Origin of the sequence: Streptomyces xanthochromogenes, from assembly GCF_014650455.1 — a bacterium.
Classification (GTDB): Bacteria; Actinomycetota; Actinomycetes; order Streptomycetales; family Streptomycetaceae; genus Streptomyces; species Streptomyces xanthochromogenes.
This window is the reverse complement of the sequence record NZ_BMUZ01000004.1, coordinates 240548-256770: the sequence shown is the minus strand read 5'-3', so window position 1 is coordinate 256770 and position 16223 is coordinate 240548. Positions and strand designations below refer to the sequence as shown.

General features: G+C 72.3%; 19 protein-coding genes. 9 read left to right on the top strand and 10 right to left on the bottom strand.

The genetic code is table 11. The annotated features are described in order from the left end of the window. Positions 1-7: 7 nt before the first annotated feature. A complete protein-coding gene (locus IE267_RS12135) occupies positions 8-781 on the top strand; it encodes a response regulator (RefSeq protein ID WP_189763194.1) in 774 nt (257 codons plus the stop codon). A 95-nt stretch (positions 782-876) separates the two neighbouring features. On the opposite strand, the gene IE267_RS12130 is transcribed toward IE267_RS12135, so the two are convergent. Beyond that, a complete protein-coding gene (locus tag IE267_RS12130) occupies positions 877-1623 on the bottom strand; it encodes an endonuclease/exonuclease/phosphatase family protein (protein ID WP_189763462.1) in 747 nt (248 codons plus the stop codon). Between the two features lie 196 nt (positions 1624-1819). Here IE267_RS12130 and IE267_RS12125 point away from each other — a divergent pair, with 196 nt between their 5' ends. After that, positions 1820-2161 (top strand): cyclic-phosphate processing receiver domain-containing protein, encoded by a 342-nt coding sequence (locus IE267_RS12125; protein ID WP_189763193.1) that lies wholly within the window; start codon positions 1820-1822, stop codon positions 2159-2161. Between the two features lie 47 nt (positions 2162-2208). Here the strand turns inward: IE267_RS12125 and IE267_RS12120 are convergent, their stop codons facing one another. Further along, complete coding sequence (locus IE267_RS12120; protein WP_167161908.1) at positions 2209-2613, bottom strand: hypothetical protein; 405 nt, start codon at positions 2611-2613, stop codon at positions 2209-2211. Between the two features lie 361 nt (positions 2614-2974). Here IE267_RS12120 and IE267_RS12115 point away from each other — a divergent pair, with 361 nt between their 5' ends. Then, the gene (locus tag IE267_RS12115; protein ID WP_189763192.1) at positions 2975-3634 is read left to right on the top strand and encodes a DUF5701 family protein; all 660 of its coding nucleotides are present in this window, start codon (positions 2975-2977) and stop codon (positions 3632-3634) included. Between the two features lie 113 nt (positions 3635-3747). On the opposite strand, the gene IE267_RS12110 is transcribed toward IE267_RS12115, so the two are convergent. Further along, positions 3748-4158: a hypothetical protein gene (locus tag IE267_RS12110; RefSeq protein WP_167161904.1), complete on the bottom strand. Its 411-nt coding sequence runs from the start codon at positions 4156-4158 to the stop codon at positions 3748-3750. A gap of 247 nt (positions 4159-4405) precedes the next feature. On the opposite strand from IE267_RS12110, the gene IE267_RS12105 reads away from it, so the two are divergent. After that, positions 4406-5338 carry a SigB/SigF/SigG family RNA polymerase sigma factor gene (locus IE267_RS12105; protein ID WP_189763191.1) on the top strand — a complete coding sequence of 311 codons (933 nt, stop codon included), beginning with the start codon at positions 4406-4408 and terminating at the stop codon, positions 5336-5338. Between the two features lie 170 nt (positions 5339-5508). Here the strand turns inward: IE267_RS12105 and IE267_RS12100 are convergent, their stop codons facing one another. The 3 genes from IE267_RS12100 to IE267_RS12090 all read right to left on the bottom strand — a co-directional run bounded on the left by IE267_RS12100 (position 5509) and on the right by IE267_RS12090 (position 8228). Beyond that, positions 5509-5907, bottom strand: coding sequence for a hypothetical protein (locus IE267_RS12100; protein WP_189763190.1), 399 nt, complete (start codon positions 5905-5907; stop codon positions 5509-5511). Positions 5908-6096: 189 nt separating this feature from the next. After that, positions 6097-6840, bottom strand: coding sequence for a polysaccharide deacetylase family protein (locus tag IE267_RS12095; protein ID WP_189763189.1), 744 nt, complete (start codon positions 6838-6840; stop codon positions 6097-6099). Next, positions 6837-8228 carry a glycosyltransferase family protein gene (locus IE267_RS12090; protein ID WP_189763188.1) on the bottom strand — a complete coding sequence of 464 codons (1392 nt, stop codon included), beginning with the start codon at positions 8226-8228 and terminating at the stop codon, positions 6837-6839. The genes IE267_RS12095 and IE267_RS12090 overlap by 4 nt, the downstream gene beginning before the upstream one ends. A 173-nt stretch (positions 8229-8401) precedes the next feature. Between IE267_RS12090 and IE267_RS12085 the strand changes: the two genes are divergently transcribed. Both IE267_RS12085 and IE267_RS12080 read left to right on the top strand, forming a co-directional pair. Further along, on the top strand, positions 8402-8833 hold the full coding sequence (locus IE267_RS12085) for a BlaI/MecI/CopY family transcriptional regulator (protein ID WP_189763187.1): 432 nt from the start codon (positions 8402-8404) through the stop codon (positions 8831-8833). Between the two features lie 4 nt (positions 8834-8837). Next, positions 8838-9845, top strand: coding sequence for a M56 family metallopeptidase (locus IE267_RS12080; RefSeq protein ID WP_189763186.1), 1008 nt, complete (start codon positions 8838-8840; stop codon positions 9843-9845). An 18-nt stretch (positions 9846-9863) separates the two neighbouring features. Here the strand turns inward: IE267_RS12080 and IE267_RS12075 are convergent, their stop codons facing one another. Both IE267_RS12075 and IE267_RS12070 read right to left on the bottom strand, forming a co-directional pair. Continuing rightward, positions 9864-10814 (bottom strand): NADP-dependent oxidoreductase, encoded by a 951-nt coding sequence (locus tag IE267_RS12075; protein WP_189763185.1) that lies wholly within the window; start codon positions 10812-10814, stop codon positions 9864-9866. Positions 10815-10898: 84 nt separating this feature from the next. Next, positions 10899-11660: an SDR family oxidoreductase gene (locus tag IE267_RS12070; protein WP_189763184.1), complete on the bottom strand. Its 762-nt coding sequence runs from the start codon at positions 11658-11660 to the stop codon at positions 10899-10901. A gap of 135 nt (positions 11661-11795) precedes the next feature. Between IE267_RS12070 and IE267_RS12065 the strand changes: the two genes are divergently transcribed. After that, on the top strand, positions 11796-12713 hold the full coding sequence (locus IE267_RS12065) for a LysR family transcriptional regulator (RefSeq protein ID WP_189763183.1): 918 nt from the start codon (positions 11796-11798) through the stop codon (positions 12711-12713). An 11-nt stretch (positions 12714-12724) separates the two neighbouring features. On the opposite strand, the gene IE267_RS12060 is transcribed toward IE267_RS12065, so the two are convergent. Both IE267_RS12060 and IE267_RS12055 read right to left on the bottom strand, forming a co-directional pair. Continuing rightward, positions 12725-13405, bottom strand: coding sequence for a TetR/AcrR family transcriptional regulator (locus IE267_RS12060; protein WP_229861044.1), 681 nt, complete (start codon positions 13403-13405; stop codon positions 12725-12727). Further along, positions 13402-14073 (bottom strand): DUF998 domain-containing protein, encoded by a 672-nt coding sequence (locus IE267_RS12055; RefSeq protein WP_167161898.1) that lies wholly within the window; start codon positions 14071-14073, stop codon positions 13402-13404. Before IE267_RS12055 ends, IE267_RS12060 begins: the two co-directional genes overlap by 4 nt. A 135-nt stretch (positions 14074-14208) precedes the next feature. Here IE267_RS12055 and IE267_RS12050 point away from each other — a divergent pair, with 135 nt between their 5' ends. Together IE267_RS12050 and IE267_RS12045 are read left to right on the top strand one after the other, a co-directional pair. Next, the gene (locus tag IE267_RS12050) at positions 14209-15018 is read left to right on the top strand and encodes an inositol monophosphatase family protein (protein WP_189763182.1); all 810 of its coding nucleotides are present in this window, start codon (positions 14209-14211) and stop codon (positions 15016-15018) included. A 245-nt stretch (positions 15019-15263) separates the two neighbouring features. Further along, entirely contained in the window at positions 15264-16151 is an 888-nt protein-coding gene (locus tag IE267_RS12045; protein ID WP_229861042.1) for a YihY/virulence factor BrkB family protein, read from the top strand. Positions 16152-16223: the final 72 nt, after the last annotated feature.

The following is a 16223-nucleotide window of genomic DNA, read 5'->3' as shown; positions in this document are numbered from 1 at the left end:
TCCGGGTATGGCTGGCAAGAACTTCGCATTGCGGACCACACCGCCGGAGACGACCGCCGTCACGGACGCCGCGATCGGTGCCCTTGCGCGGCGCCTCACAGGTCAACTGCTCGACGGCCCATCATGCCCGTCCCCGGACGAGCCGGGGGCGGCGCTCGCGCTCCTGCACGTGCTGGACCAACTGCAAAGATCGGCCGAACGCCTTCAGCGGACCGCGGCCGCGGCCGCCGCGCGCGCAGGCGCCGGTTACCCGCAGATCGGCGACGCCTGCGGAATGACCCGCCAAGGAGCCCGGCGACGCTGGCCGGGGCTCTTCCACCACTCCATCGAAGCCCCTACGGAGCAACCGACCATGACCACCCCCGCCCGCGCCTTCGATGTCCTGCTGGTCGAGGACGACGTCGCCGACGCCCTGCTCATCGAGGAAGCCCTCTCCGAACGCGGGGCCCGCAATCTGGTCCAGGTCACGGACGGAGTCGCCGCTCTGGAATATCTGCGCGCCCCCGACAGCGTGCGCCCCGACCTCATCGTGCTCGACCTCAACATGCCCCGCATGAACGGCCGTGACCTGCTCAAGGTGCTCAAGACCGACAAGGATCTGCACACCATCCCCGTGGTGATCCTCACCACGTCCGCGGCCCCCGACGACGTCTCCGGCGCGTACGACAGCCATGCCAACGCCTATGTCACCAAGCCCGTGAACCTTGAGGACTTCGAGCAGGCGGTCCAGAACATCGACTCCTTCTACCTCGACACGGCGACCCAGCCGCCGCGCACCTGACGCCCTCGGGCCGGCGGGCGAGGTGCGCGGGTGGTCGCGCCCCGGGAGCGGGGGGTCCGGCTGGTGACCGGCCCGCCGTCCCTCCGGGCCCCGGCCTACGAGGCGGGCACCCGCAGCGCGGCCAGGACGGGCAGGTGATCCGTCGCGGCACGGAGATCCCGTTCCGAGACCCGGGGGAGACCCATCGGCACCCCGCACCCCAGGACCTCCACGCCCTCGCTCGCGAGGACGACGTCGATGCGCTGCAAGGGATCACCCAGCCGCGTGGTGTGCTCGCGCCCCCAGGGCTTGGTGGCCCAGCCGTCCTGGAGGGCGTCCGCGAGCAGGCCGAAGGTACGGCCGTCGGGGCGGTCGTTGAGGTCGCCCGCGGCGACGGCGTAGGGCACGTCCATGGCGGACAGCTGGTCGAGGAGCAGCCGCCCCTGTCCGTAGCGCTCCCAGTCCTCGACGCTCAAGTGGCAGCTGAGCACCCCGAGTCGGGCCCGGCCGAACCGCAACACGGCCGTGGCGAAGCCGCGTTGGTGCAGGCCCGGGGTGCGCGGCAGCAGCACGTCCTCGGTGCGCTCGACGTGGGCGCGGAGCGAGGACAGGATCATGGGCCCGGAGGCAGTGGCGCCGCCCGAGACGTAGACGAGCCCGGACGCCCGGGCGAGTCGGGCGGCGGCCTTGCGCCAGCGGAAGAACCGCGGTGCTTCCTGAACGCAGACGACATCGGGCCGGCAGGCCTCGATCACCCGGGCGAGGGCCGCGGTGTCGTCACGCATGGAGCGAACGTTGTAACTGAGCACACGAACGATCACGGAGCCGTCGGCTTCCGTCGTCGACTCGGGCAGATCCTGCAAGTCCGGCACGCTGTCCCTCTCCCTGCTTCCCCTTCCCGCCGCGACGGCACGACGTGCCACGACGGGTGTCCGGCGGAGCCCGGCCCCAACAGCGGCCTGGACATTGCCGAAAGGCACGGTAGCGGGTCCACGGCGGGTGCACCGGTGGGCCCGAAGCCGGCGGTCCTCGTGGCTGCCGTGCTGCGATGATGATCAGGTGACTCAGGATCATCCAGCAGTTCGGACGCCCGTCATCCTCGGCATCGACGACCTCCGAGCGCTTCCCCGGGCCACGCGGATCGCCCGTACCAGCCGTGAAGGTGTCGAGCTCCTGCTCGAACACCGCGACCGCTTTGTCGATGAACTCTGGCTCGACCACGATCTGGGCGGCGACGACAGCATCCTGCCGGTGGTGACCGTGCTGGAGGAGGCCGCGTTCCACGGGCGGCCCTTCCGCATCGGAACGGTCTTCGTGCACAGTGCCAACCCGATCGGCGCCGAGACCGTCGTCCGGTCGCTCGCCCGCTGGAACTACCAAGTCCGGCGGACAACGGCCTGATGCCGACGGTTGCCCCGGCGGGTGGCCGTGACCCGAGAGCGGGGGCGTCAGCCCGCGGCCATGTCCGGGCCGGGCAGAAGCGTCTCGTCCAAGTGGTAGCCGAGGGCCTGCAGCCCCTGTGCGATGGCGACCGCCCGGCGGTGCAGCTCGGCGAGTTCCGGTGACTGCTCCGTCTTCTCGGCCGGGCCCGCCGCCGGATCGGGCGGCGGGGGAGTGGCATCCTGCACCGCGTCCCAAGCCGCCCGGGCGACCGCCTCCGCCGTCCGGTCGTCGACGCGGCCGCCGTCCTTCGCGGTCTCCGGGCTTCCTGTGGCGTCGACTTGGCCGTCGGGGCCCGTCGAACCGCCCGGCCGCGCGGGCGTCCCCGTGCGGCGCAAGTACTCCTCGATCGCGCGGCGGGCCTCGCGGACGTCGGTCGATTCGTCTGTGCTGCGTTCCGGTTCTGACGTCATGGGACGCAAAGTATCGGCGACCCCGGCCGGGCGGGCGGCGCCACGCGCACGCCCCTGACCGGCGATCGGCATCCGCGGGCGAGGTTTCTTGCCGACGTGCGGAGCCGCGCCGCCCTCCGAGGCGTCGGGCGCCGCCTGGACCCGCGCCCTCTGCGTCACAACGCCGTCACGTGGACCCATCGGATACGCCTTTGGGGAGGTGGCCCCATCGGATACGTCTTCGGATACGTCTGCGGGGAGGGCGAGGAAGGCGCGGGAAGGGCCCGGGACGACGCAGGACCACCGGATTCGTGCGACGGGAACACTTCGGTGGGCCGCCTTGTTCGCCCTCTGGCCCGTTGTCCCCGAACCGAGGAGTGCCGTGCCCGATACGCCGCCCACCGTCACCGCGCCCCCGCTGCCGCCGCTCACCGCCCAGGCGGAACGCCTGATCGAGCTCGGAGTACACGAGCTCGTGCGGATTCCCGCAGACGAACTGCGCGCCTTCGCCGAAGGCGCGGGTCCGGAAAGCGGCGACGCACTGCTCGCCGTCCACCCGGACCGCCTCCCCGCTTCCGCCCTCGCGCCGCTGCTCCGCCGTGACGACAAGCCCGGTTTCGTGGTCGTCGACATGACCGACGTCGACCAATTCGCCCCCAGCGGCGTCGAGTTGCCCGGCACGCCGCTCTATCTCGTCACCGCCCCCGATCGTGGCGACCACATGGCCAACTGGAGTCCCGACGAGGCGTTGCCCGCCCTCGCCGAGGACGGCCGTACCCCGCTGCTGCTCACCGAAGGCATCCACTGGCTGCTCCAGCAACCGGCGGTCCTCGATCGAAACCACTGCTTCATGACCATCGGCTCCCGGCTGCGCAAGGCGAACGGCGAGCTGGACGCCCGCACCCCCGCGATCTGGATCAGCAACGGCACGGGACGGGACGGCCGCGAGCGGCGCGGCGCCCCGAAGATCGGCTGGTGCTGGTGGGGCAACCGCCATACGTGGCTGGGCTTCGCGTCCACGGCCGGCCGCACGGCCCTGTAGCGCGGCCCCGTAACGCCTCGGCCACGCCCTTGCCGTAGGGGCGTGGAGGCGCTCTCTGCGGCAGGGCCCTGAGCCCGGGGACCAGGGGCGGTCTCCGGGCTCGGGCGCGCCGACTAGCGCACGGTGACGCTGAACACGGCGGAGGCCGTGCTGCCGCTGACGATGCGCAGCTCGTTCTTGCCCTTCAGGCCCAGCTTGACGCCGAGGGAGTAGGAGCCGTTGCCGGAGATGGGCGCGGAGGCGGGCAGGGTGACCCACTTGCCGTTCTGCTTCTGCTGCAGCGTCACCTTGCTGCCCGCCTTGAGACCGGTGGTGGTGCCGGTCACGCGGAACAGCTGCCAGGCGCCGACCGACGTGGCCGACGGCTTGGCGGTGATGCCTGCCTGGACGGCTGCGGTCTGCTGCGCGGCGGGGGCGGACGTGGTGGCGTCGGCTGCCATCGCGGTGCCGGCCAGGGCGACGCAGGCGGCGCTGAGGACGCCGACGGTGGCGATGCGAAGGGAGTGCCGCTTGGTGACGTTCATGAGGTGTGTCCCTCTCGACATGGAGCATCCGGTTGTGCGCCAAAAGCGAGCTAAGTGACGCAAGTACTCTTGGCGCGGTCTCACCAGGAATGACGGGTTGTTGCCCGTATGCGTTGTCGGCGCTCTGTCACTGTCTCGTAACAGCGGTGACTACGGGCTCACCCGTCGCGCCGGCTCCCGTTTCCCGCGTCCCGACTTCCGGGAAAGGGAGTTCCGGGCACATGGATGCCGACCGAGCGGGCAGGTGATGCACATCTTGCTTTCCACCAAAGGCGGCACCGTGACCCTGTCCGTGAACACCGCTGCAGCAACTGTTTCGACCCTCGGGAGAGCATCCGAGGGCCAGGATGAACTGCCGTGGATCGAGGACGGCTGCGCTGTTGCCCCCAAGGACGCCCGTGTTCTGTCCAGGCTGTTCCTGGACCGGCTTCAGGTCCTTGAGGAGGGCACACGTGAATACCAGTACGCCCGCAACACCTTGATCGAGATGAACCTGTCCCTCGTGCGGTTCGCGGCCGGCCGGTTCCGCAACCGGGGCAGCGGCGAGATGGAGGACGTGGTGCAGGTCGGGACGGTCGGCCTGATCAAGGCGATCGACCGCTTCGACCTGACGCGCGAGGTCGAGTTCACCTCCTTCGCGATCCCCTACATCGTGGGGGAGATCAAGCGGTTCTTCCGCGACACCACCTGGTCCGTGCACGTGCCGCGCCGGCTTCAGGAGCTGCGCTCGGAGATAGCCAAGGCCAAGGAGCACCTGGCCGTCGAGCTGGACCGCGACCCCACGCCGAAGGAACTCGCCGCGCACCTCGGCCGGGACGAGGAAGAGATCATCGACGGCATCGTCGCGGCCAACGGATACACCGCCGGCTCCCTCGACATGTCCGCCGACAGCCAGGACGCCGGGCAGACGGCGAGCGGCAAGGCCCGTACGCTCTCGGACTTCATCGGTGCCGAGGACCCCGGCATGGAACGGGTCGAGGACCTGAACGCGCTGGGCCCGCTCATGGAGGAACTCAGCGACCGCGAACGGCGGATAGTGAGCATGCGATTCGGTCAGGAGCTGACGCAGGCTCAGATCGGAGTCGAGCTCGGCGTCTCCCAGATGCAGGTCTCCCGGCTCCTCACCAAGATCTTGGCGAAGCTGCGCACGGGTCTGGTCGACGCCCCCGCCACCGTGTAGACGGAGCCCTGTTCGCCGAGCCGCGCAGATCGAGTTGTGCGGCTCAAGTCATGGGGTCCGATGCCGTGTGAGCCGGACGCGGGAATCGAGTGAAACCTTCGCGCTGACCGCCCGTACCCTCGGGCCGTCAGCGCGTCGTCACGTCCCGCACGGGTTCGTGCGGGCGGTTGTCACCGCTCACCGTGCGCACAGACATGGCCGGCCCGGACTGTCGGGATGCGCATGCGCCGCAGGAGGTCGCGTCGGGTGCGCAGGGCGCGGGTGCTGTGCCAGCTGATGCCGGGGTGGCGGGATCGCAGGTGGGAGAGCGCACGGGTGTCGAGCCCGGTGCGGTGGAGGTCCTCGTCGATGTCGATGCCGGTGATCATGCCGGCGGCGCACTGGCCGCAGGTGCGGTAGTGGATCTCGCCGACCACCCGGCGGATGTGCACCAGGAGCAGTCGTTCCTCGCCCGGCGCCGCAGAACGCGGGCCTGAGGAGCGCGGGCCCGGGGCGCCCGGGACGTGGGTGGAGAGGAACTCGATGTCGCGGTAGGCGAAAAGCCTGCGGCGCAGTCGCCTGCCCAGCACCCTGCGCCGCCGGTGCCTCCCTGTCTGAGGGGACGCCTCCTCCACCACGGGGGCAGGACGGTGAAGGACGCTCGTAGGACGTGCGTGTAGTCCGGACATGGGTCCCGGGTACCCAGCGGGCGCGGCCTGACTCGGGGGCCACCGGCGTGGCGGGTGTTCCCGTGCATCGGCGCAGGCCCGGTGCCGCCTTCACGACCGGGACGCCACAGGCACTCCGTGGTCGCTCAGCCTCCCCACCCGGAACCCCCGCTGCTCGCACGTGTCGAGGATGCGGGGGAGGGCGCCCAGCGCGGACCGCCAGGCCCCAGGGGCCGAGGTGCAGTCGGAGTCGTGGAGCAGGATGGTGCCGCCGCCCGTCAGATCGCGGGTCACCGTGAGGTGGACGGACGCCGGGGTGGCGCGGGCCGTCCAGTCCTCGCCCCAGCAGGTCCACAGCACCGGTGTGAGGCCGAGCCGACGTGCGGCCACGTGTGCGGCGCCCGACATCACTCCGTACGGCGGCCGGAAGAGGGTGGGCCGTCGTGCGGTGATCGTCGCGACCGTGTCGCGCACGCGGGCGAGGTCGTCGTACGTGGCGCGCGGGCCGCGCAGAAGCAGCGGGCGGTGCCGCCAGCCGTGGATGCCGATCTCGTGGCCCGCGGCGGCGATGTCACGGACCAGGCCGGGGGAGCGATGCACCTGAGTGCCGAGGAGGAAGAAGGTGGCAAGCGTCTCGCGCTGGGCAAGTAGCTTGAGGAATAGGGGAGTTGAGAGGAAGTCGGGGCCGTCGTCGAAGGTCAGGGCGACGTGGTCCGGCCGGCCGAGGCCCGAGAGCCGGGGCAGCACGCGGTTGCGCAGCGGCCCGAACGTCGAGATGGCCGGCGCCGCGTGGACGGCGGCGAGGGCGGGCAGTGTGGCCAAAGCTGCCGTACGGAGGCGACGGGCGGCGATCACGAGTGATGGCCTTGCGGGTGGGCGCCCTGGTGCCGGGCGAAGTCGTCCAGGTCGAGGCCGTGACCGATGGCGCGGGCAAGCCCCGGTTCCCCGTACGACGTGGCGACCGCGGTACCGACGGCACCCGCCCACACGGCACACGCGACCACGGCGGTGGCGGCGAGCCGGCGTGACGTGCGGTGGCGGTGAGGGGCGCCGGGGGGTGCGGCGGTTCGCCGGAGCCCCGCCCGGGCCTCTCGGGCTATCTCGCCCGCCGGACCCTCCTCCGCGGTCCTGGCGAACAGGGCGAGGCCGGCCGCCCGCCGCTCGGGTCCGAGCGGCCCGTCGATCAGATCGTTCAGCACGGTCTTGAGGTCGGCCGGGTGCGCTATCCACACCGCCGCGCCGGCCTCGTCGAGGGCTGCGGCGTTGGTGAGGCCGTGGCCGGGTATGCAGCGGTAGCTCGCGACCGGCAGGCCCGCGGCGAACGCCTCCAGGGAGGTGAGCCCGCCCGCGTTCTGGATCAGGACGTCCGAGGCGTGCATCAGGCCGGGCATGTCGTCCACCCAGCCGTAGACGTGCTCGATGCCGTCGGACCGCAGCTGAGCAGCAAGGGTCTCGTTGCGGCCGCAGACCACGACCGGTACGGCGGCGCCGCAGTCGCGCACCTCGCGCGCCACCTGCCGGACCGGACCGACGCCCCAGGAGCCCGCGACCAGCAGGGCGAGGGGGCTGTGCGGCGGGAGCCCGAACCGGGCCCGCGCCCGCAGGCGCCCCCTGCGGTCGCACGGCCGGAAGCGCGGGTCTGCGACGGGGCCGCTCACCCGCACGTCCAGGGCCCCGAGGGCCCGCGCCTGGAGGGCGGGCACGGCGTGGGCCGCGAGGTGTACGTCGACGCCGTCGGCCACCCACAGGGGATGCACCGAGAAGTCGGTGAGGTAGGTGAGGACCGGGACGCCGAGCCGCCCCGACCGGCGCAGATCGCCGAGCACTCGGCTGGCCCCGGGATAGGTGGACACGACCGCCCCCGTGCTCGGGTGAAGGGCGCCCAGCACCCGGCTTTCGGCGGTGCGGAGCAGCGCGCGGGCGACCGGGCCGCCGCCTCCGGCGCGCTCGGTGCCGGCGTAGATCCGCTGGTAGGCCCACGGGGCCCGGACGAGCAACCGGTGGTACCCCTCCTGGACGGCTCGACCGAAGCGGGCCGGCAGCAGGTCCAGCAGGTCGTGCCGGTCGACGACGAAACCGTCGGCGATGAGGCGGCGGGCCAGTTCGGCGGCCGCCCCGTCGTGTCCCGCGCCGATGCTCGCGGAGACGATCGCGATCCGGCCGGAGGGGGCCGCCCGGCCGCGCGGGCGCGGCGGGGGGCCCGCGGGCGCGGGCCGGGGAAGAGTGCGTCCGGCGTGGGGCATGGGTGGTCCTCCGCCCATCGGGAGAGCACGCGAACTCTACAAGATGTAGTAGTTCGCAGGTTGAAGCCCGGAGCATACCTCCTACAACTAGTAGGAGATGCTCGGGGTAGCCTGACGGCGCGATCGAGGACGCGCGATCGGGCAGGGCGCGATGGGCGACTGGCAGGAGGCGGATGGTGGCGAACGGCCCCAAGGGTGAAGAGGCTGCCGGGTCCGGCAGGCGGGCGCGCGGTGCACTGGAGAGTGATGTGCTGGCCGCGCTGTGGGCGGCCGACGGTCCACTGACGGCACGTCAGGTATTGGAGCGGCTGCCGGGCGAGCTGGCCTACACGACCGTCCTCACCATCCTGTCCCGCCTCCACGACAAGGCCGTGCTCGTACGGCACCGGGAGGGGCGGGGGTATGCCTACGCGCCCGTCCGGGACGAGGCGTCACACACGGCCCGACGCATGCGGTCCGTCCTTGAGGAGGGCTCCGACCGCGAGGCGGTGCTGGCCCGCTTCGTGTCCGAACTCTCCGCCCAGGACGAGGAGTTGCTGCAGCAGCTGCTCTCCGGGCAGGACGCCGGGGACGCACGGGGCGAATCCTTCGACGGCGGACGGTGAACCCGTGCTGATCAGCGTCTACATACCGTTCGTCGTCACGACCGTGCTCACCGTGCTCGCGCCGCGCATGGCACGTCGGCTCACCCCGCGCCCGGCCGCGTGGGCCCTGGCCTGCGCCGCACTCGTCACGGCGGCCGGGTGGGCGGGCTCGCTCGCCCTGCTGGCGTTCACCGGCATCGCGCAGATCCCCCAAGTCGCGGCCGAGGGCCACTGGTCGGCCGCCGCGGTCCGCGCGCAGGATCCGGTGTACGTCACGGTCGCGGTCGTCGGCGCCGTCGTCCTGGCCGCCGGTGTCGGCAACTTGGGCATGGCCGCCTTCCGCCAGGTCCGCCAGATCGTACGGTTCCGCAAGGAATGCGCCGAGCTGCCCGGCGACACCGAGCTGAGCGTCCTGGACGACGATGCCCCGCTGGCCTTCGCCCTGCCCGGCGCGCCCGGCCGGATCGTCGTGTCCCGGGGGATGCTGCGCCGGCTCGGCAACGAAGAACGTGCGGCCCTGCTGGCACACGAGCGGGCCCATCTGCGCGGAAGGCACCACCTCTTCCTCGGCCTGTGGCAGCTCGCCGCCGCCCTGAACCCCCTGCTGCGCCCGCTGGCCAAGGCCGGCGCCTTCGCCCTGGAGCGCTGGGCCGACGAGGAGGCCGCGGTACGGGTCGGTGACCGCACGGTCGTGGCCCGGGCCGTGGGGCGCGCCGCCCTCGCGTCCGCCGGTGCGGCAGGCCCCGCCGTTCTCGCCGCGACCGGCGGCGAAGTGCCGCAGCGGGTAAGGGCGTTGCTCGCGCCGCCCCCGGCCCGCCGAAGCCTGCCGTTCGCGGCGGGCGCGTTCCTGCTGGCCGTGTGCTGTGCCAGCCTGGCCAACGCCGCGTCGGACAGCGACGAACTCGTCGACAGCGCGAAGCGGGTGCGGTGCGCGGAACTGCTGGCGGCGACGGTCGCACAGCCCGCGGGGGCCCCGCGGCCCGGGGCCGACTTTCGCTGCGGCCCGCACCACGGGGGCGAGCACCGCTCATAGCGGTGCCCGCCCTCCGCATCACGCCTCGGTGGCCCCGGTGTCGTGGGGGAGCAGGACGACCTTGCCCAGCGGATGGTCGTGTTCCAGGTGGGCGAAGGCCGCTCGCACCTCGGTCATCGGGTAGGTCGCGTCGACCAGTACCTCGATCCGCCCGGTCGCTGCCAGCTCGGCCAGTTCGCTCAGCACCGCCCGGTCGGTGCCCTCGGCGTTGCCCTCTGACCGCGTGCCGAGTGCGGCCGCGGCACCGTAGTCGAGGGTGTTGATCCGCCGGGGCGGCACTCCCAGATCGAGAGCGATCCGCGGATATTCGCCGCCGTGGAAGTCGAGGAAGGCGTGCGCCTTCCCGCCGCTGTCGCTTTCGATCGCCCGGCGGAGACGTTCGGCCGCTCCGCTCCCGTAGCCGACGAGGGTGGCGCCCTGGGACTCCAGCCACACCCGGTGCCGGCCGGAGGCGACCGCGACCACGTGCGCCCTGCGCAGGCGCAGGAGTTGGACGGCGATGCTGCCGACCCCGCCGGTGGCGCCGCTGACCACGACGGTCTCACCGGCCCGCGGATCGACCGCGGCCACCGCTGCCCAGGCGGTGGTGCCCGCCACGTAGAGGGCACCGGCGCGGACCCAGGAGAGCGCTTCGGGCTTGGGCACGAGCTGGTCCTGCGGGACGACGACGTACTCGGCGTGGCTGGACCGCTCCCAGGACCAGCCGAGGACATCGTCCCCGGGCGCCCAATCGGTCACCGCGGCGCCGACCGAGGTGACGGTGCCCGCCAGATCGCTGCCCTGACCGGACGGGAAGGTGGCAGGGAACAGCTCGTGCAGGGCTCCGGTACGGATCTTGGCCTCGCCCGGGTTGATCCCGGCGGCTCGCACCCGGACCAGGACGTCCAGCGGGCCGAGCGGACGCGGCTGGACGTCCTCGATGCCGAGCACCTGGAGGTCTCCGTAACGATGGAAACGTACGGCTTTCATGGTCAACCCTTCGGCAGTGCTGGGAAGTTGATGCTGGCGCCGTGGTCGAGAACCTGATGGCGCGGGCGGGGCCGGGCCTTGGGCTCAGGCGATGCCGCCGTTGCTGAACAGCACCTGACCGTTGACCCAGCGGCCGCCGGGGCCGGCCAGGAAGGCGACGGCCTCGGCGATGTCCTCGGGGGTGCCGAGCCGCTCCAGAGGTGCGGCGCCGGCGATCCGGGCGACCAGCTCCTCGCTCTTGCCGTCGAGGAAGAGCGGCGTCGCCGTCGGTCCGGGAGCCACCGCGTTCACGGTGACGTCCCGGCCGCGCAGCTCGCGGGCCAGAATCAGGGTCATGGCCTCGACCGCCCCCTTGGTCGCCGCGTAGGCGCCGTACTCGGGCTGTTGGAGCCGGGTCACCGAGGTGGAGAAGTTGATCAGCGCACCGCCTGGGCGCAGCCTGCGGGCGGCGAGCTGGGACACCACGAAGGTCCCCCGGACGTTGACCCGGTGCATCCGGTCGAAGGCGTCGAGATCCATTTCGGCGAGCGGGGCGAGCAGCATGATCCCGGCGGTGTTGACGACCGCGTCGATGCCGCCGAAGCGCTCCTCGACGGCGTCGAACAGCTCGCTCATCTCGCCCGGCTCTGCGACGTCACCGGGCAGGGCCAGTGCCGTGCCCCCGGCCTCGGTGACCGAATCCACGACCGCTTCGGCCTTCGCCGCGCTCCCCGCGTAGTGGACGACCACGGTCATCCCGGCCTCGGCCAGCCGGCGCGCGACCGCGCCGCCGATGCCGCCCGAACCGCCGAGCACCACGGCCACGCGGGAGCCGCCGGAGGCGTGCTGCGATACCGAGCCGTTCATGACTGCTCCTGATCCGGCATCCGTCCGGACGCCTGTGCGGTGGACTTGCCCGGGCGGTCTCGCCGGGCAGCAGGATCAACATTCCGCCGCCCCCCATTATTTGTCCAATGCATCATGAATATGTAACTTATTCGGATGGCGCATATTGAACGGGTCGACCTCAATCTGCTGGCTCCGCTCGCCGCCCTGTTGGAGGAGCGGCACGTGTCGAACGCCGCCGCGGTCGCCGGGATGAGCCAGCCCGCGATGAGCCGGGCGCTGCAGCGACTGCGGGACGCGCTCGGCGACGAGCTCCTCGTGCGCACGCCGCGCGGCTACCGGCTCACCCCGCGGGCCGAGCGGATCCAGCGCCGGCTGCGGGCCGTCCTGCCGCGCCTGGAGGGCCTGTTCGCGCCGGAGGAGTTCGACCCGGCCGGGGCCGCCGAGGCGTTCCGGGTGGCCGGCACCGACTACACGCGGGTGTTCGCCCCCGCCGTCTTCCAGCGCGTCTTTCGCGAATCCCCGCGCTCCACCCTGCACTTCCGCACCTGGCACGACGCCATCTACGAGGACCTCGACCGGGGCGTCGTGGACCTCGTGTTCTTCGCGGGCGCGGAGCCGCTCGTCGCGCTGCACACCGAGCGACTCTTCGGAGACCGGTTCGTGTGCGTCCTCTCCGCCGACCACCCGCTGGCCGAGCTACCCGGCATCACCCTGGACGCCTACCTGGACGCCACCCACGTCGTCATCGGCACGACCGATGAGCGCCAGACCGCGATCGAGCACCGCCTGGAGCACCTCGGCGCGCGCCGCCGGGCCGGGCTGACCGTGCCCTACCACTCCCTGGCCGCGCACTCGGTCCTGGGCACGCGGCTGATCCTCACTCTGCCCGCCCGGCTGCTCGCGGAGCAGCCTCCGGACGCCGGGCTCCGCGTCCTGCCCGCCCCGCGGGAGATCCGCCGACTGGACTACCTGATGGCCTGGCACCCCCGTCTGGACGGCGACTTGGGGCAGCGCTGGCTTCGCGACACCGTTCGCGCCGTGACCGCCGAACTGCCGGAGGCGGCCATGTGATCCGAGGCGGGCTACGCCCGGCCGGCCCGGCCCGGGTCTGCGCTCCGCCGGGTGGCCGGCTCGGGCCAGGTCCGGCGGATCTGCTCTTCGGTCATCGCCGATGTGTGCGCGGCGGGAGACCGTTGCAGGCCGAAGCCGAGCAACAGGACTTCGGCGTAGCGCCGCCAAGCGCCGGGGGCGATGTCGTGGGTGCGGTCGGCGACGGCACCGATCATGTGGAGGAAGGCGTACACATCGGCGCTCGCGAAGTCCTCGCGGACCGCGCCCGCGGTGACCGCCGCCCGCACCAGGCCGTCCACGTGCCGGCCGAGTTCGTCCCGCATGCGGGCGATCGGCTTCGTGTCCGTGCCCGCGTGGGCGAGGATCGTGTCCAACGCCCGGTCCTCGGACCGCCATTGGGCCGCATCCAGCAAGTACTGACGCAGCGCCTGCGCCGGATCGACGTGCTGTCCGGCCGCCGCCGCGAGTCGCAGGAACGTCGTGAACCGCTCCGTGAACAGCGCGTCGATCAGGGCCTGAAGGTCGGGAAAACGCCGGTACACCGTGCCGACTCCGACGCCGGCCGCACGCGCGATCTCGTTGAGCGTGACGGCCGGCCCGCGTCGCGCGATGAGGCGCTCCGCCGTGCGCATGATCAGTTGGCGGTTTCGTTCGGCGTCCGCTCGTAGCGGGCGCTGCGGCTCGGGGGTCACGCCGCGCCCCTCTCCACCACGGCGGGCCGGCGCGGCCGCCCGGCCAGGAGCAGGACCCCTGTCACGGAGCTCCACAGCAGCCACGAGTAGACACCGCCGCGCTCGAACACCCCGGCCGTGCCCGCCGAGGCCCCCACGAACGCCTCGCTGACCAGGCCGAGGGTGCCGACCGCGATGCTGAACACGCGGTACGCCAAGGCGAGGCCGAGGGAGCGCAGCGACCCCACCACGATGGCCAGCGCGTTGGCGCACAGGATGCCGACCGCGGCACCTCCGCCATGGATGGCCAGGCCGATGCTCACACCGTCACGGGAGCCGTGGAACAGCCCGACCAGCACCATGCCCACCCCGTGCGCGAGGGCAAGGGCGACGACGACGCGCCGGGTGCGGCCGGTGACCAGGCGGGCGAGCAGGACGACTCCGAGAGCGAACAGGATGCCTTCGGCCATGAAGGACGCGTTCATCAGCGCGTGGTCCGGCGAGCAGATGTCACGGCCCTGGAACCGTGTGCCGCACACGGGTACGCCGAGGTCGCTGATGTAGTTGGAGGCGTAGCTGTACGGCGGGTCGGTCCAGGCCGCCGCGGTGATCGCTTCGCAGACCACCCATTGCACGGCGTTCACCACGAGAACGGCCGCTCCCAGCGGGAGCCGGATGCTGCGGGGCACGGGCGCTCCACTCCGGTCGTACGGGTGCTCTGTCCCGGGACGTCGAAATCGTAGCACTAAGTGGATAAATTGATCCGCTTAGGATCGGGGTCGACGGGCAGAGGGGCCGACGGCCGCCTCGGTATCCTGCGCAGCATGATCAACCCATACGGCACATACGTGAATGCGGACGACGCCGCTGTCGCGATGGCCGGGGCGCGAGCCGGCGCGGACGTGGTCCGCACCTTGTACGGCCGGCGGCTCGACCGCTTCGACAAGGGGGCCGGTGACTTCGCCACAACCGCTGATGTGGAGGCCGAGCGGGCGATCCTCGACGTCATCCGCGCCGCCCGCCCGGCCGACGCGGTGCTCGGCGAGGAAGGAGGGCAGCGGGGCGCCGTCGGCACCGCGCGCCAGTGGCTGGTCGATCCGCTGTGCGGCACGCTGAACTACGCCGTCGGCAACATGCTGGTGGCCGTGAACGTGGCCCTGCGCGATGGTGCGGCGGCGGTGGCCGACCCGTTCGCCGAAGAGACCTTCTTCACCGACGGGCAGGCCGCCTGGGTGCGGAAGCCCGGAGCCGACGACACCCTCCTCACGCCGTCGTCCGCCACGCGCCTGGTGGACGTCAACCTCGATCCGCCGTTCCCAAGTGCCCCTCTTCTGCGGGCGGTCGACCTGCTCGCCCACCCCGGATTCATCGAGCGCTTCCGCCCCAGGGTCCTCTCCACGACGCTGGCGCTCGCCTGGGTCGCGGCCGGCAGGCGCGCGGCGTACGTCACGGACGGCGGAGACCTGTCGACGAGCGTGCACTTCGCGGCCGGGGTGGCGCTGTGCCGGGCCGCAGGGTGCGTCGTCACCGGAATCGACGGAGCGCCGCTCGGTGGAGCGGGCCGTGGGCTGCTGGCCGCCGCCGACGAGGAGACCCACGCCCTGCTGCTGTCGATGCTGCGCGACCCGAGCTGACGCCGCCCCCCGGGGCCCCGAAGGGAAGCAACTCGCCGTACGCATCGGCGCTCGTCGTACGGACCGGTGAAGGCCGCGGCCCACTCGCCGTGCGCGGCGCCCGAAACGCCCTGGGGCGCCGCCCGCCTCGGCGCGTTGACGCGCCGAACAGCGCATGGAACAGACTGTGGGGGCTACTCGAAGAGCCACGCTCCCCTGCATGAAACCCCTGCATGAAACCCCTGCATGAAAAGAGAGACAGGCACGTGCCTCCACCGTCCCGCCCAGTCGCCGGCCGCCCTCGTCCCGCCGCCATAGCCCGGCGGCTGCGTACCGCGCTGCGCGACACGGCCGTGGCCGTCTGGAACGACAACCTGTCCGACTGGGCCGCGTCGCTCACCTACTACGCGCTCCTCGCCCTGGTGCCCGCGCTCCTGGTCACGGTCTCGGCGATCGGCCTGGCCGCCCCGCAGGCCACCGGGCAGCTCATCGACGACCTCACCGCCTACGCGCCGGCCCAGTCGGCAAGCGCCCTGCGGGACGCGCTCCGGCAGATGACCGCGACCCAGTCCACGGTGTGGGTCCTGGTCGTGACCGGTGCCGTGAGCGCCCTGTGGTCGGCCTCCAGCTATCTCGCGGTGTTCCGGCGGGCGCTGCACGCGATGCACCGGATGCCCGACACCAGGCCCACCCTGCGCAGGGCCCACACCATCGTCGCCACCGCACTCCTGCTGCTCGCCCTGCTGCTGACCGGCTCGGTGGTGATCGTGATCTCGGGCCCCGTCGCCCGCCGGGCCGCCTCGCTGGTGGGAGTCCACGGGATCGGGGCCTGGTCCGCGCTGCGCTGGCCCGTACTGCTGTGCGTCGTGGCGGTCCTGGTGCTCATGCTCTTCCGTACGGGGCCCGCCGAAGCGCGGGGCGTCCGTCGAGGGCTGCCCGGGGGAGTGCTGGCCGTGATCCTCTGGTACGCGGCATCCGCGCTCTTCACCCTCTACGCGGGGCACATCGCCTCGTACACCCGCCTGTACGGTTCCCTGGCCGGTGTGGTCGTGTTCCTCGTCTGGCTCTGGTTCACCAACCTCGCCCTCCTGGTCGGCGCCCAGTTCAATGCCAGCCGGAGCCGTCTGCCCCGGGCGGGCCGGGCGTCGGCGTGAGCCGGCCGGGCAGCGGGCCAGCCGGCGGCTGTTGACCCTCACACCGTGTCAGGCGCTGAACTCGGAGCCATC